Genomic DNA, 15,219 nt, shown 5'->3' on the forward strand with positions numbered 1-15,219 from the left:
GCACGCCCAATCTACGCCAGGAAACAAGACGCGGTCACCGCACATCTCAACATTGGTGGCGAAACCATCCATGCCGCCGTACCACTACCCCCGGAAATCCAAACCCTCGTCGACAACATCACCGCCCCAACCCTTCGGCACTAATTTGAGCCAAGTCAGGTTAGTGTTCGCGTCGCTCCCTGCGGCGCCATTCACGCGTATGGCACCGTAGGGGCGTCGTCAAGCGCCCGCTCCCCCTTTTCTCCCGCCCGGCACGCGCCCCACAAACACCAACAACCCCACCTCCTCACATGGTCTCCCATGTGTGTTTGGAGGTGGGGGTTGTGGTGGTGTCAGTACAGAAACTTAGGCGTTCAACGGCCTAGGAGGTGCCTAGTTGATGCGGCCGGTTTCCTTGCGGTACTGGCGGTAGTAGCGGCGGCCATACTTGACGGAGACGATAGCCAGGATGGCTACGACGACGCTGGCGATGGCGCCCACAATCAGGTTGATCTGGTAGTCAGCACCGGCGGTACCGTCCGGGTAAAGCCAGGTGCCGAGGCCCCAGATCAGGATGCCCAGCGGCGGCAGGATCGAGAGAACCAAGCCCATGCCCACCCAGGTGGAGGTGCGCAGCAAAGAAGAGTGCGGTGCACCGTAAGAAACGGGGTCATATCCCTCGATGTAGGAGTCCTGAATCTTACCGGAGAACTCCGGGTAGGTCTCGCTGTGGTGATCAGCAACTGCCGGGTTGAGGTCGCTCATGGCTGAAACTTTCTCTCGTTCCTGTTAATCCTGTGAATGACTATAGCTTAGTCGTCCTTGCCGCGGAAAGCAGCACGTGCACGTTCGCGGGTAACCGCGGAAACCGCGGTCAGCGGCACACCAGCCGGGCAGACGTCGGCACACTCACCGTAGAGCGAGCAGTGGCCGAAGTTCTGCTCCAGATCGTCCACCATGTTGCGTGCGCGGCGGCCACGCTCTTCCTTGCCCAGCGGCATGAGGGAGAGGTGAACCAGCTTGGCGCCGGTGAACAGGTGAGCAGCACCGTTCGGGCAGGATGCCACGCAGGCACCGCAGCCTATGCAGGCGGCGTGATCCAGGGCGTACTCGGAGGTCTCATGGTTGACGTGCAGGGTGTCAGCGTCCGGAGCGGTACCCGCATCCATGGACACGTAGCCGCCCTGCTCCATGACGTGGTCCAGCTTGGCGCGGTCCACGATCATGTCCTTGATGACCGGGTAGGCAGCGGAGCGGAAAGGCTCCAGCTTGATGGTGTCGCCATCCTTGAACTGGAACAGGCGCTGCTGGCAGGCCGGGGTGTTCTGACCCGGGCCATGCGGGCGACCGTTGACCAGGAGGCCACAGGTACCACAGATGCCCTCACGGCAGTCGGAAGCGAATGCGAACGGCTCGGTGCCGGCCTCAATGAGGCCGTCGTTGACGTGGTCGAGCAGCTCCAGAATGGACATCTGCTCGGCGGCGTCGTCAACCTGCACGGTTTCGAACTTGCCTTCTTGCGTCGGTCCGGCTTGACGCCAGATCTCAAGTGTCAGTTTCATTACTTGTAGTTCCTTGTCATCAGCGGGATCGAATCAAAGTACAGCGGCTCAGCGTGGCGGATGAACTCGCCCTCAGCAGCGCCCGGCTCCCATGCGGAAACGAAGCACCAGTTCTCGTCATCGCGCTCGGCCTCGCCGTCCTCGGAGAGGTGGTCCTCGCGGAAGTGAGCACCACAGGACTCGTCGCGGTCAAGGGCGTCAATACACATGAGCTCACCCAGGTCGATGTAGTCAGCAACGCGCAGACCATACTCGAGGACCTGGTTCATGTCGTTAGCGTCACCAGTGATGCGGACGTTAGCCCAGAAGTCCTTGCGCAGTGCGCGGACCTTCTCGATGGCAACCTTGAGGTCCTCGACATTACGGGACACACCACAGCCCCAGTAGAGGATGTCACCCAGCTGGCGGTGGTAGTACGCCGGGCCGTGCGGATCCTCGCCCTGGATGGACATGAGGCGGTCGATGCGAGCCTGTGCGCGAGCAACGGCGTCGTTAGCCTCGGCGGAATCCTCGGCCAGCTTGGCCTCACCCAGGTGGTGAGCCAGGTAGTTCGGGATAGTGAACGGCAGGGTGAACCAGCCATCAACGGAAGCGGACAGCAGGGAGTTAGCACCCAGGCGGTTCGCACCGTGGTAGGTCCAGGAGCACTCACCGGCGGCGAAGAGGCCGTCGATGGCGGTCATCTCGTTGAAGTCCGTCCACAGGCCACCCATGGTGAAGTGGCAGGTCGGAGCGATACGCATCGGGGTCTCGTAGGCGGACTCACCGATGGCCTCTTCGTACATCTCGATGAGGTTGGAGTAACGCTCGCGGATCTTGTCCTTGCCCAGACGCTCGATGGCGTCGCGGAAGTCCAGGTACACGGAGTTGTGCAGCGGACCAACGCCCAGACCCTTGTTGATCTGCTGGGAAATGGCACGGGAAGCCACGTCACGCGGGACGAGGTTACCGAAGGCCGGGTAGCGGCGCTCTAGGAAGTAGTCGCGCTCCTCTTCCGGAATCTCGTTAGCAGGACGGTCATCGCCCTCCTTGATCGGAGACCAGATGCGGCCGTCGTTACGCAGCGACTCAGACATGAGGATGGTCTTGGACTGCCACTCGGAATTGACCGGCAGGCCGGTCGGGTGGAACTGGATGAATGCCGGGGAAGCCAGGTAAGCACCAGCCTCGTACGCACGCATCATGGCGCCAGCGTTGGAGTTCTTAGCCAGCGTGGACATGTGGTAGACGTTGCCGTAACCGCCGGTACCGAGGATGACTGCGTGGCCGGTGAAGGCCTTGAGCTCGCCGGTGATGAGGTTACGGGTCACAATGCCGCCGGCACGCTTGGTGCCGTTGTCGTTGTAGGTGATGACGTCCTGCATATCGTGGTGAGCGAAGAGCTCCACGTTGCCCAGGCCAATCTGGCGGTACAGCGCAGAAGTGGTGGACAGCTGCAGCTGCTGGCCTGTTTGACCACGGGTGTAGTAGGTGCGGGAGACCTGCACGCCACCGAAGGAACGGGTAGCCAGGGTGCCGCCGTACTCGCGAGCGAACGGAGCGCCGATGGCGTTCATGTGGTCGATGACGCGGATGGACTCATAAGCCAGGCGCCAGCAGTCGGACTCGCGGCAGCGGTAGTCGCCGCCCTTGACGGTGTCCTTGGTGTGGCGGTAGGCGGAGTCGTTATCCACCTTCTTGTGGCGGGAAGAGTTCACACCACCCTGCGCAGCAATGGAGTGCGCGCGACGCGGGGAATCGTGGTAGGTGAAGACCTTCACCTTGTATCCCAACTCGCCGAGGGCAGCCGCAGCGGAACCAGCAGCCAGGCCGGTACCGACGACGATGATTTCGAACTTGCGGCGGTTCAGCGGGGAGACCAGCTCCATGTGGTCCTTCTGGTAGCTCCACATGTCCTTCATCGGGACGCCGTGCGGCTCGTGGGACTCCAGGATGCGGCCCGGCTTGACACCCGGGACGATGGACTGCGGGTGCGAGAAGTTCGGGTGCTCGCGCTTGAGTTCAGTATTCGCGTTAGTCATGGGTTCAAAACTCCTTTAGCTGACCCAGCCCAGGGCGACGGACAACGGCATAACGATGTTTGCCAGGCACACGACGGCCGGGACGATGTACGCCAGGATGACAAAGACCTCGCGCCACTTAGCACCGGTAATGCCCAGGTCGGAAGCCGCAAGGCGGATGCCGTGGGTCAGGTGCAGGAAGAGGCAGAGCATGGCAACGATGTAAATGATGGTCACCGGCCAGCGGGAGAAGGTAGCGATCATGTTGGCCTTCACTTCGCCATGAGCGAAAGCCTCCGGAGCGATCGGCTGAACACCCATCGTCAGGTCCAAGATGTGGAAGACGATGAACAGGAGCAGCACGACGCCGGTCACCAGCATGGTCTTCGTTGCGAAGGAATCCATGCCGCCCATCAGGTTGGTGCGCTTGAACTTACCGCGGGATGCCTTGGAGCGAGCGGTCAGCGCAAAGGCGCCGTAAATGTGGGCGATCACGCACGCCAGCAAGACGATGCGGATGATCCACAGAAGGTGCCCGCTCGGAATCAGCGGATCACCCATGCTGCGCAGGAATGCGCCGTAGGCATCGATGGCTTCCTCGCCGTTGTGGGCCGGCAGGTAGAGCTTCAAGTTGCCGGCCATGTGTCCTACAACGAACAGCGCGAAGAACAGACCGGTAATTGCCATCGTCAGTTTCAAAGCCCAGGACGGAATTCCTGGCTTAGGACGAATCGTTTCATTAGTAATGCGGCCGTGAGCAAGGGCTTCACGGTCAGGATTTTTTACAGACATGACACCTCCATTGTCGCCCTTACCTTACGCAGGACTGCGCGCTGACCACTACTTATCCCTTTGCTTTTAACGCCCCCTCCCCCACCTACAGGCCCCTGACAGAAATGAGTTAAGGCAAGGGTTGCCTTAAGTGTCCCCCGACTTATGCCGGTCTACCTTGATCACTTCGCTTTACGCAATATTAACCTTGCGAAAACATTTCGCGGTTGAGACTTTTGTCACAGGGTGTGACTCGAGTGACGACCCTACCCCTTTAGGTGTCAAACTTTCGCTTGGTACACACCCCTCACCGCCCCTTCACGCCCCGCTAACACCCCCACTTCGCAGCGAAGTTAAAATGCTTCACACATTCCTTGCAAAACTATTGTTATGACCGAAAGGCACTAGGTAACCTAGCTCACATGAGCAAGACATACGTAGGTTCGCGCCTGCGCCAGCTGCGCCGCGAACGTGATCTCAGCCAAGCCTCCCTCGCCGCTACGCTGGGGCTTTCCGCTAGTTACGTTAATCAGATTGAACATGACGTACGCCCCCTCACCGTTCCGGTCTTGCTTAGGATTACTGAAGCATTTGGTGTGGATGCCACTTTCTTTTCCCGTGACGATGACTCGCGGCTACTCGCCGAGATTCAAGATGTCGTCCAGGACCAAGAAATCTGCCCCTCCCCCGTGGAATTACAGGAATTGTCCGAACTGGTTTACAACCACCCCACCGTTGCGCGCACGCTCGTCGACATTCACCGCCGCTACCGCAATATCCGCGACAAGCTTTCCCTCGCCACCGATACCCGCCGCTCCGACGGCAACCAGGCGCTGTCCATGCCGCACGATGAGGTTCGGGATTTCTTCTATGCCCGCCAGAATTATCTCGATGAGTTAGATCAGCATGCAGAGGCGATCTCCGCGGAGCTCGACGTCGTCCCCTTCCACATCCGCGACATCGAACAGGCTCTGGACGACAGACTCACCACCCAGCACGGCGTGGAGATCCTCACCACCGATCGCATGGATGGCACGCTGCACCGCTTCGACAAGGACAGCGGGACCCTTCGCCTTGCCAGCCGGCTGAGCGTCGGCCAGCGCGCCTTCCGCATGGCAGCTGAGCTTGGCTTCCTCGAAGCGGGCGCGCTTTTCGACGAGCTCGTGGAGGAAGAACCGTTTACTTCAGAGGCCTCCATCAACTTGGCCAAGCGGGGTATCGCCAATTATTACGCTGCGGCCACGCTCCTCCCGTATGGCCTCATCCATAGCGAAGCCGAACAGTCGGGGTACGACGTGGAATACCTCTGCAATGTCTTCGGAGTGGGCTACGAGACGATTGCCTCCCGCCTCTCCACGCTGCAGCGCCCCAACAAGCGCGGCATCCCCTTTACCTTCGTGCGCGTTGACCGCGCCGGCAACATGTCCAAACGCCAATCCGCCACCGGCGTGCACTTCTCCAACTCCGGCGGCACCTGCCCCCTATGGAATGTGTACGAGTCCTTCTCACGCCCCAACACCATTTCCCGTCAGCTGGCGCAGATGCCAGATGGGCGCAATTACCTATGGATCTCACGAACGGTGAGCTACCCACAAGGCCGTTTTGGGGATACGAACAAGCTCTTTTCCATCGGTCTGGGCTGCGAGGCACGTCATGCTAATCGCACCGTGTACGCCCAGGGGCTAGACCTCAATGCCCTTTCCGCCGCCACTCCCATTGGCGCCGGCTGCCGCACCTGCCCGCGCCAGAATTGCTCCCAGCGGGCATTTCCCGCCATTAACGAACAGCTTGTCGTCGACGCCCACCGCTCTGCAGTGGCCCCCTATTAACTAAAGCTAGTTAACGGCGTAATCGCGCAGGTTTTAAATCATCCATCTTTACGCCGTTAACGCAGATGAATCTTAAAAGCTGGGGAGCACTCTCCATCGAGCGAAAGCCTCCGAAAAAAGATGCTGAGGCAAGAAAGGGGCCTACTTAGTGCGATGAGCTGGAATTATGACCCAAACCCTCGGCGCTATACATTGTCCTACAAGCCCCACCCCATGGTTTTCATTGCCAAATCTGATGGATTTTCCCGACTCGGTTGTTCTATCATGGTCAGCGACCGATAATCACCAACAGAAAGGATTATTATTATGTCCAGCTTTGGCGAGAACTTCCTTGGCCAGATCCAGAAGCTCGTGCTGACGATCGTCAACGCACCGTTCGCACTGTCTTCCAAGCTCTTCGGCTAAGGCCAGTCGCGCTTCGGCGCTAAAACCAACACTCCCCCTCACCGCCACCGATTCACGTCGATGGGATGAGGGGGAGTGTTCTTGTTTTAGCTCTTAGAGGTTAATCATGTGGCCGCCGATGCCCTCGGCTGCTTCCTTCATAGCCTCAGACAGCGTCGGGTGAGTGTGAACGTTGCGTCCGATCTCCTCTGCGGTGAGATCGAAGCGCTGCGCCAGGGTCAGCTCCGGCAGCAGCTCGGACACGTTCGAGCCCACCATGTGACCACCAATGAGCTCACCAAACTCGCCGTCGGCGATGAGCTTGACGAAGCCCGCGGTCTCATTCAGACCAGCTGCCTTACCGTTAGCGGAGAACGGGAAGGTAGCAACCTTGATGTCGCGGTCAGCGAACTTCTCACGAGCCTGCTCCTCGGTGTAGCCGAAGGAGGCCACCTGCGGGTTACAGAAGGTGGCGCGCGGCATGTTCATGTAGTCACCCAGCAGCTGGGTCTCAGCGCCGGCGATGACCTCAGCAGCCACGACACCCTGCGCCTCGGCCACGTGAGCGAGCTGCAGCTTCGCGGTGACGTCACCGATAGCGTAGATGCCCTCAACGTTGGTGCGCATGTAGTCATCAATAGCGATGGCGCCGCGCTCGGTGAGCTCGACACCGGTGTTCTCCAGACCGTAGCCCTCGGTGCGCGGGGCGAAGCCGATGGAGACCATGCAGCGGTCCACGGTCAGCGTATCGGTCTTGGAGCCGTCCTTGGACTCGACCTCAACGGTGACATTGTCACCGTTATCCGTGATGGCGGTGGTCTTGTAACCAGTCAGGAGCTTCACACCAAGCTTCTTGTATTCCTTGGCGATGGCCTTGGATACATCCTTGTCCTCGTTCGGAAGGACGCGGTCCATGAACTCCACGATGGTCACGTCTACGCCATAGTTGGCCAGAACGTAAGCAAACTCCATACCGATGGCGCCTGCGCCGACGATCACCATGGAATCCGGGGCCTCATCGCTGAGGATCTGCTCCTCGAAGGACACGATATTGCCGCCGATTTCCACGCCCGGAAGGGAACGGACGACGGAGCCGGTGGCGATAATGCAGTTGTCAAAGGTAACGGTCTTACCCTTGTCATCGCCCTCGGTAATCTCGATGGTCTTGGCGTCCTTGAAGGAGCCGAGGCCATTGATCTCCGTAATCTTGTTCTTCTTCATCAGGTAGTGCACGCCCTTGACGATGCCCTCCGAGACCTTGCGGGAGCGCTTGTGCGCAACACCGAAGTCAAAGGAAACATTGCCGGAAATACCAAAGGCCTTTGCCTCATGGTTGAAGGTGTGCGCAACCTCAGCGTTCTTAAGAAGAGCCTTGGACGGGATGCAGCCCACGTTGAGGCAGACACCGCCCCAGTACTGCTTCTCAATAACGGCAACCTTCTTGCCCAGCTGGGCAGCGCGGATGGCGGACACGTAGCCGCCGGGGCCCGCGCCGAGTACTACAACGTCAAAATGTTCATTAGTCACGCCCTATAGGATACGTAACTTTGTGCCCGCTGTCCCACCACCCCCACGCTGTGCTCTCATATCAGTCCATAACATTCCTGATACGCAAGCCACAGTGCACTGATGCGTAGAGGGCACACAACGCACAAAATAACCCCCAACCACCCGAGGGGGCGATTAGGGGGAGAGAAACGTGGGGCCGCACGCCCCGCAGCTGTTTAGTAAAGACCCCAATCCAGGGCAATCTTGGAGGAAGTAGAGGAGCCGGAGTGAGCGAACTGGCCCAGTACCTGGTTGATGGAAACGAGGATGGTGTCAAAGAGGTTCATTCTTCTTCTTTCTGTTGGTCTTCTAGCAGCCTTCACGGCCTCGTGCGATGTCACTATGCGGCACTGCCACCTTCTGCCTTGCAGGACGGCCGCCGCAGTAACGGTCTCCGCATCTGGTTCGACTAACGAATAGGCCGGGCATTGCGTTACATAGCCCACGTTAACGCACGGAAAGATTATGACACGGTTTCCACTTCAATACCACCATTAACTTTAATATCTTGGTATGTTTAAACACGTTACCCTTATCTTGGGGTGCTGAAATTCCCATCTACCAGCACTATTGCCCATCTCATGGGTGGCGTGTCCGGAGCATCTTTTACACTTGCCCCTACATTTCCGCTCATCACTTAGAAAGCGAGATTCTATGAAGATTGCGCGCTCTCTCACGACGCTTGCGGCAGCCACTGCCCTAGCACTTGGCGCCGTAGCATCCCCTACCGCGGGCGCATCCGAGGTCACCCCGGAACAAATCCGCGGTGATGCCACACCGTCCACCATTTCCGAGCTCGACATCTACGGGGAGATTGAAAAGTACCTGCCCAAGGACTCCGCCGGAAACCCGTCGCCCTCCCGCCAAGAATATGAAGACGCCATTGGTAAGAACGTCACTTTTAAGGACGTTGACGTCAATGAGATCCCGGACAGCAAGCAGTGGATGGGCTACGTCCTGAAATACCCGGACTACCGTCAGAGCGTCAAGGCCCTCAATGCCACCGCACCAGCGATGGACCGCACCGTCCCTCTTGCAGTAATTACCCCAGACGGCACCTTTGATTCTTCCCGCCCCACCCTTTATCTACTCAACGGTGCTGGCGGTGCCGAGCAGGGCATGGACTGGCTGATAGCCACCACGCGCGAAGACTTGGATCCCAACAAGGAGGGCACCCAAGAACTCGATGACTACTACGGTGACCGAAACGTCAACGTCGTCATCCCGCAGGCAGGCGCATTCTCCTACTACACCGACTGGGTTACCAGCCCGGACCGCAGCTACCTCAAGGGCCCGCAGAAGTGGGAGACCTTCCTCACCAAGGAGCTACCGGGACCGCTGGAGAAGCACATCAACGCCAACGGCAAGCGCGGCATCGCAGGCATGTCCATGTCTGCTACCTCTTCGCTCGTCCTGGCCCAGCACAACCCCAACTTCTATGACGCTATCGGGTCCTTCTCTGGCTGTGCGGCCACCTCGACTCCACTGCCGAACTTCTACACGCAGCTGACCGTGAATCGCGGCGGTGGAAGCACCGAGCAGATGTGGGGACCGATGGGCGGTGACTACAACCGCTACAACGATGGACTCATCAACGCCACTAAGAACAACATGGGTAATTCCCAGGTCTACGTCTCCGCTAACTCGGGGTTTGCCGGAATGAACGATCTGGGTTCGTCCAGGATTGAAAAGCAAGGCCTGGCCGGAGCCTTGAAGTCCTCCTCCACCCTGGTGGTGGAAGGCGGCGTCATCGAGGCAGCGATGAACGCGTGTACCCACGACCTGCAGGCAAAACTGCAGCGCGAAGGTGTCAAAGCGGATTTCAACCTGCGCAATACCGGTACCCACTCCTGGCCGGGCTGGTTCGATGACATCAACTCCTCCTGGCCCACCTTCGCTCGTGCCTTTGGCCTGCCGGTGGAGCCGGTCTCCACGCGGGCGTCGGAAAGCGCGGTGAACGCGGACGCTAACGCCAAAGCTGAGGATGCCGATAAGCAGAATATGGAAGAGGCCGAGAACGATCCCAAGACCCCGGCCGACTCCCGGCCAGTAGCCCCTGAGGCCATCGAACAGTAAGCTCAACTCGCCATATTGATTGTTAAATAAGGAACGTAATGAAGCGTCTTAGCTCTCTCCTCGCCGCCGGCGCGCTCTGCGCTGCCGCGCTTATCAGCCCCGTTGCGGGTGCGGCCACCATCACCCCGCAGCAGGTTGCGGGTGACACGCCGCTGTCCACCATCTCGGACTTGAACGTCACCCCGGAGGTGCAGAGCCAGAAGTGGTACGAGCACTTCAAAGATGACGCCCGCGTTCTCAAGCTGGAGGCTACGTCACCGGCCATGAACGGCCGCGCGATTCCGCTGGCTGTTATCCCTGCTAAGAACCCGGACCGCCCGACCGTGTACCTGCTCAACGGCGCCGGTTCCGCGGAGCAGGACTCCGATTGGCTGTACATGTCCGATGCCGTGGACTTCTACGCGGACAAGGACGTCAACGTTGTCGTTCCGCAGGCAGGTGCTTTCTCCTACTACACCGACTGGCTGGAGGAGCCCAACGGCAAGTACCTCAAGGGCCCACAGAAGTGGGAGACCTTCCTGACCAAGGAGCTGCCTGACCCGCTGGAGTCTCGCCTGAACGCAAGCAACAAGCGCGCCGTTGCCGGCATGTCCATGTCCGCAACGTCTTCCCTGCTGCTGGCGCAGCACAACCAGGGTTTCTATGACGCAGTTGGTTCCTTCGCCGGCTGCGCCGCAACCGCCTACCCCACGGAGTACCAGTTCCTGCGCCTCACCGTGAACCGCGGCGGCGGAGAACCGGAACAGATGTGGGGCCCGATGGGCGGTGACTACAACCGCTACAACGATGCCCTGATGAACTCCGAGAAACTGCGCGGCACCAAGCTGTACATTTCCTCCGCATCGGGCTTCGCGGGTGAGCAGGATACCCCGTCCTACTACATGAACAAGGGCTACAGCCCGCTGGCCGCCTACGCGGGTTCGGCACAGCTGCAGGTTGAGGGCGGCATCATCGAGGCCGCGGTCAACCACTGCACCCACATGCTCAAGGCCAAGCTGGATAAGCAGAACATTCCAGCCACCTACAACTTCCGCAACGTGGGCACGCACTCCTGGCCGGGCTGGCGCGAGGACCTGGTGAAGTCCTGGCCCACCTTTGAGGAAGCTTTCAACTCCTAAAAAGTGAGCGGAGCGTGTCGCCCCACGGTCTGGCGCGGCGTGCTCGCTCCCCTGGCTTCGGATAACCCAGACAGGGCGGTAGGATAGCGGCATTATGAAGCTGCTTTCTACCGCCCTTTCGCATATCTCCGCCGCTCGCGACCGCGCTGCACTTACTCGGGATAGCTACACGAGGGTGGATTTCAACCTCGGCTTCGAGGTCACCCACTATGACTTGGACCTGACCTACCGCGTGGAACCCAACATGCTGCAGGGCGAAGCCATCCTCCACATTCGCGCGCTGGAGGACTTTGACAAACTCACGCTTGACCTCGGCGGCGCCATGGTGGCTCGCCGCATCACGGCGAAACACGCACCCCGCGTGGCCAAGTTTCGCCTGTCCGCCGGCAAACTGCGGCTGACCTTTGCCGACACCATCGTGGAGAACCAAGAGTTTGAGCTGCACATTCGCTATGGCGGCTCGCCGCGACCGCTGCGCACGCCGTGGGGTGAAATCGGCTGGGAGGAAACAGATTCCGGCTCCCTGGTGGCCAGCCAACCCAACGGTGCACCCAGCTGGTTCCCCTGCGATGACACCCCGTCGGAAAAGGCCACCTACGATATTCGCATCACCGCTGACGATCCTTTCGTGGTGATTTCCAACGGCAAGCTGGTCTCCCGCCGCAGCGCAGGCGGTTCCATGACGCGCTGGCACTACCGCGTCAAGCACCCTATGGCCACGTACCTCGCCACGGTGCAGATCGGCGAATACTCAGAGATTGACCTGGGCCGAGACGTCCGCGCTTGGGCGCCGGCTCGCCTGAAGCAGGTAGTCCTCGAAGAGTTCGCCCAACAGCAGGAAATGCTGGACTTCTATTCCTCGCTCTTCGGCCACTACCCTTTCCCCGACTACCAAGTGGTCATCACCGATGATGAGCTGGAGATCCCGCTGGAGGCCCAAGGCCTGTCCATTTTCGGATCCAACCACGTCAAGGGCGACCACCTCTTTGAGCGACTCATCGCCCACGAGCTGTCCCACCAGTGGTTCGGCAACTCCGTGGGCCTTAGTGAGTGGAAGGATATCTGGCTCAACGAAGGTTTTGCCTGCTACTGCGAGTGGCTGTGGTTCGAGCACGCGCATGGCCGTCCGGTGCATGAATCGGCGCGTTCGCACTATCAAGTGCTCGCACGCAAGAAGCAGGACATCGTGCTCGGTGATCCGGGCACGCGCGACATGTTCGATGACCGCGTCTACAAGCGCGGCGCGCTGACTGTTCACGCACTTCGCCGCCTCGTGGGCGATGAGGTCTTCTTCCGCACGGTCCGGGATTACCTCACCGCATCCCAGCACTCCGTGGTCACCCCGGAGGATCTCATCAGCCGTGTGAAGAAGGAAGCGGCAGATCCTGCTGCGGTCGATGCTTTGTTGGACGAGTGGCTCAACCACACCGCGCTGCCCAAGTTCCCGGTCTAGACTTGTTCACCATGCGCAGGATGCTTGTTACCGGCGGTGCCGGCTTTATTGGTGCAAACTTCGTGAGGCTCGTAGCCCAGCAACGGCCCGACGTAGACATCACCGTCTTGGACAAGCTCACCTACGCGGGCAACCGCGCCAACCTTGACGGCGTGGACGCCACCCTGGTGGTGGGGGACGTGGCGGATGAGGGGGTCGTCGACAAGCTCGTGGCCCAGACGGATGCCGTGGTGCACTTCGCCGCGGAATCCCACAATGATAATTCGCTGCGGGATCCTTCGCCCTTCCTCCACACCAACGTCATGGGAACCTTCGTGCTGTTGGAGGCCTGCCGCCGCCACGATGTGCGCTTCCATCACGTTTCCACCGATGAGGTTTTTGGTGACTTGGAGATTGGCGCCGATACCTACTTCACGGAGGAGACTCCCTATAACCCCTCTTCGCCCTATTCGGCCACGAAGGCCGGTTCGGATCACCTGGTGCGCGCGTGGGTGCGCAGTTTTGGGTTGCGGGCAACCATTTCGAATTGCTCCAATAATTACGGACCTTACCAGCACATTGAGAAGTTCATTCCGCGGCAAATCACCAACCTGCTTCTGGGCCAGCCCGCCAAGCTTTATGGCACGGGCGAGCAGGTGCGGGATTGGATTCACGTGGATGATCACAACGAGGCGGTGCTTGCCATCCTGGACCGCGGGCGCATCGGTGAGACCTATAACATCGGTGCCGACCAGGAGGATACGAATAACCGCCAGGTCATCGAGATGATCTGTGAGCTGTTGGGTGCTACTGACGACGGCCGCGCGAACTACATCCACGTGGCGGACCGCCCGGGCCATGATCAGCGCTACGCCATGGATGCCAGCAAACTGCGCCGCGAGCTGGGCTGGAGCCCGCGCTACACGGATCTGCGCGAGGGCTTGGCTGCCACCATTGAGTGGTACCGCGCCCACGAGGACTGGTGGCGCCCAGGCAAGGAAGAAGTCGAAGCCAACTACGCGAAGCAAGGACAGTAAATTTCCATGAAGGTGCAGTCAACGGCCATTGAGGGCCTGCTCATTGTGGAGCTCGACGTCCACGGGGATAACCGCGGCTGGTTCAAGGAGAACTGGCAGCGTGAGAAGATGGTGGCGGCAGGTTTGCCGGACTTCCAACCGGTGCAGAATAATGTCTCCTTCAATGCGGAGAAGGGGGTTACGCGCGGGCTGCACGCGGAGCCCTGGGACAAGCTCGTCTCCGTGGCTTCCGGCCGGGCCTTCGGTGCGTGGTGCGATCTGCGCGAGGGCTCTGCCACCTTCGGGCAGCTGGTGACCCACGAGCTGCGCGAAGACGTGGCGGTCTTCGTGCCGCGCGGCGTGGCCAACGGTTTCCAGGCGCTGGAGGCCTGCGCCTACTCCTACCTGGTCAATGACCACTGGTCCCCGGATGCGGACTACACCTGCGTCAACCTCAACATGGTGGAGTGGCCGCTGGAGCCGACGGAGATCTCCGACAAAGACAAGGCACACCCCGCGCTTGCCGACGTCTCCCCCATGCCCCCGCGCCGCATCCTGGTCACCGGCGCCAACGGGCAGCTGGGCCGCGCTTTAAAGAAATTCCTGCCCACCGCTGGTCTGGGCGCGGTGGAGTTCTGTGGGCACGAGGATTTCGATATCACCAACCCGCCTGCCCGCCCGTGGAAGCAGTATTCCGCCATCATCAACTGCGCGGCTTATAACGATGTCAACGGTGCGGAGGACGATCGCGCCGCGGCCTGGACGGTCAACGCTTCCGCCCCGGCGAAGCTCGCGCGCATTGCGGCGGAGAATAACCTGACCTTGGTGCACGTCTCCAGTGATTACATCTTCGATGGCTCTAACGAGGTCCACTCCGAGGATGAAATGCCTTCCCCGCTGTCGGCCTATGGGGCATCGAAAGCCGCGGGCGATACCGCCGCGCAAACCGCGCCGCGCCACTATGTCATCCGTACCTCCTGGGTCTTCGGCGATGGAGCCAACTTCATGGCCACGATGCGCTCGCTGGCGGCTAAGGGGGTCAAGCCCTCCGTCATCCATGATCAGCGCGGGCGCCCCACCTTCGCCGAGGACCTGGCCAAGGGCATCATCCACCTGCTCAAGACCAAAGCCGAGTACGGCGTGTACAACATCTCCAACTCCGGTGATGCGGTGGGTCGCGATGAAATCGCCATGGCCGTCTTCACCGGCGTGGGCCAAGACCCCGCTGGTGTCACGCCGGTCAGCACCGAGCAGTACCGCGAGATCGCCGGGCCTGAAGCTCCCCGCCCGAAGGAGTCCACCTTCGACCTGTCCAAGATTGAAGCCACCGGCTTTAAGCCGATGAATTGGCGGGCCGCTTTAGCGCTTTACCTGGGCCTTTACCCGGCATAACACTTAACATAACACTTAGCTTCCCAGGTGTTATGTTGAGTGGGAAGTTAAGTGTTATGTTCGCCAGCCCGCGCCGCCGCACCCCGGCGCGGGACCCCTCCGTTAAGCTTGA

Annotated in this window: 11 protein-coding genes; 6 read left to right on the forward strand and 5 right to left on the reverse strand. The window is 60.1% G+C overall.

Annotated features, from left to right (window positions below; all coding sequences use genetic code 11):
• Positions 1–372: 372 nt before the first annotated feature.
• The 4 genes from HMPREF3056_RS04815 to HMPREF3056_RS04830 are packed head-to-tail and all read right to left on the reverse strand — an operon-like array spanning position 373 to position 4,333.
• Positions 373–744: a hypothetical protein gene (locus tag HMPREF3056_RS04815; RefSeq protein ID WP_070754231.1), complete on the reverse strand. Its 372-nt coding sequence runs from the start codon at positions 742–744 to the stop codon at positions 373–375.
• Positions 745–791: 47 nt separating this feature from the next.
• Positions 792–1,541 (reverse strand): succinate dehydrogenase/fumarate reductase iron-sulfur subunit, encoded by a 750-nt coding sequence (locus HMPREF3056_RS04820; protein ID WP_046647843.1) that lies wholly within the window; start codon positions 1,539–1,541, stop codon positions 792–794.
• Positions 1,541–3,562 (reverse strand): fumarate reductase/succinate dehydrogenase flavoprotein subunit, encoded by a 2,022-nt coding sequence (locus HMPREF3056_RS04825; RefSeq protein ID WP_046647844.1) that lies wholly within the window; start codon positions 3,560–3,562, stop codon positions 1,541–1,543. The genes HMPREF3056_RS04820 and HMPREF3056_RS04825 overlap by 1 nt, the downstream gene beginning before the upstream one ends.
• Positions 3,563–3,577: 15 nt before the next feature.
• Positions 3,578–4,333, reverse strand: coding sequence for a succinate dehydrogenase cytochrome b subunit (locus HMPREF3056_RS04830; RefSeq protein ID WP_046647845.1), 756 nt, complete (start codon positions 4,331–4,333; stop codon positions 3,578–3,580).
• 401 nt (positions 4,334–4,734) lie between these two features.
• Here HMPREF3056_RS04830 and ramB point away from each other — a divergent pair, with 401 nt between their 5' ends.
• The gene (gene ramB / locus HMPREF3056_RS04835; RefSeq protein ID WP_070754233.1) at positions 4,735–6,141 is read left to right on the forward strand and encodes an acetate metabolism transcriptional regulator RamB; all 1,407 of its coding nucleotides are present in this window, start codon (positions 4,735–4,737) and stop codon (positions 6,139–6,141) included.
• A gap of 498 nt (positions 6,142–6,639) precedes the next feature.
• Here the strand turns inward: ramB and lpdA are convergent, their stop codons facing one another.
• Positions 6,640–8,052 carry a dihydrolipoyl dehydrogenase gene (gene lpdA, locus HMPREF3056_RS04840; RefSeq protein ID WP_070754235.1) on the reverse strand — a complete coding sequence of 471 codons (1,413 nt, stop codon included), beginning with the start codon at positions 8,050–8,052 and terminating at the stop codon, positions 6,640–6,642.
• A gap of 675 nt (positions 8,053–8,727) precedes the next feature.
• Here lpdA and HMPREF3056_RS04845 point away from each other — a divergent pair.
• The 5 genes from HMPREF3056_RS04845 (at position 8,728) to HMPREF3056_RS04865 (ending at position 15,107) form a co-directional block, all read left to right on the forward strand.
• The gene (locus HMPREF3056_RS04845) at positions 8,728–10,149 is read left to right on the forward strand and encodes an alpha/beta hydrolase (protein ID WP_070754237.1); all 1,422 of its coding nucleotides are present in this window, start codon (positions 8,728–8,730) and stop codon (positions 10,147–10,149) included.
• Positions 10,150–10,187: 38 nt separating this feature from the next.
• Positions 10,188–11,267, forward strand: coding sequence for an alpha/beta hydrolase (locus HMPREF3056_RS04850; RefSeq protein WP_070754239.1), 1,080 nt, complete (start codon positions 10,188–10,190; stop codon positions 11,265–11,267).
• A gap of 94 nt (positions 11,268–11,361) precedes the next feature.
• Entirely contained in the window at positions 11,362–12,720 is a 1,359-nt protein-coding gene (locus HMPREF3056_RS04855) for a M1 family metallopeptidase (protein WP_049157605.1), read from the forward strand.
• Between the two features lie 20 nt (positions 12,721–12,740).
• Positions 12,741–13,736 carry a dTDP-glucose 4,6-dehydratase gene (gene rfbB, locus HMPREF3056_RS04860; RefSeq protein ID WP_210384403.1) on the forward strand — a complete coding sequence of 332 codons (996 nt, stop codon included), beginning with the start codon at positions 12,741–12,743 and terminating at the stop codon, positions 13,734–13,736.
• Between the two features lie 6 nt (positions 13,737–13,742).
• Positions 13,743–15,107, forward strand: coding sequence for a sugar nucleotide-binding protein (locus HMPREF3056_RS04865; RefSeq protein WP_070754241.1), 1,365 nt, complete (start codon positions 13,743–13,745; stop codon positions 15,105–15,107).
• Positions 15,108–15,219: the final 112 nt, after the last annotated feature.

Origin of the sequence: Corynebacterium sp. HMSC056F09, assembly GCF_001815785.1 — a bacterium.
In the GTDB taxonomy this organism is placed as follows: Bacteria; Actinomycetota; Actinomycetes; order Mycobacteriales; family Mycobacteriaceae; genus Corynebacterium; species Corynebacterium hiratae.

What these genes read in the sequence shown, in the direction of transcription:
- HMPREF3056_RS04815 (WP_070754231.1), bottom strand. Translation starts at nt 744, where the DNA reads ATGAGCGACCTCAACCCGGCAGTTGCTGATCACCACAGCGAGACCTAC.
- HMPREF3056_RS04820 (WP_046647843.1), bottom strand. Translation starts at nt 1,541, where the DNA reads ATGAAACTGACACTTGAGATCTGGCGTCAAGCCGGACCGACGCAAGAA.
- HMPREF3056_RS04825 (WP_046647844.1), bottom strand. Translation starts at nt 3,562, where the DNA reads ATGACTAACGCGAATACTGAACTCAAGCGCGAGCACCCGAACTTCTCG.
- HMPREF3056_RS04830 (WP_046647845.1), bottom strand. Translation starts at nt 4,333, where the DNA reads ATGTCTGTAAAAAATCCTGACCGTGAAGCCCTTGCTCACGGCCGCATT.
- ramB (WP_070754233.1), top strand. Translation starts at nt 4,735, where the DNA reads ATGAGCAAGACATACGTAGGTTCGCGCCTGCGCCAGCTGCGCCGCGAA.
- HMPREF3056_RS04845 (WP_070754237.1), top strand. Translation starts at nt 8,728, where the DNA reads ATGAAGATTGCGCGCTCTCTCACGACGCTTGCGGCAGCCACTGCCCTA.
- HMPREF3056_RS04850 (WP_070754239.1), top strand. Translation starts at nt 10,188, where the DNA reads ATGAAGCGTCTTAGCTCTCTCCTCGCCGCCGGCGCGCTCTGCGCTGCC.
- HMPREF3056_RS04855 (WP_049157605.1), top strand. Translation starts at nt 11,362, where the DNA reads ATGAAGCTGCTTTCTACCGCCCTTTCGCATATCTCCGCCGCTCGCGAC.
- rfbB (WP_210384403.1), top strand. Translation starts at nt 12,741, where the DNA reads ATGCTTGTTACCGGCGGTGCCGGCTTTATTGGTGCAAACTTCGTGAGG.
- HMPREF3056_RS04865 (WP_070754241.1), top strand. Translation starts at nt 13,743, where the DNA reads ATGAAGGTGCAGTCAACGGCCATTGAGGGCCTGCTCATTGTGGAGCTC.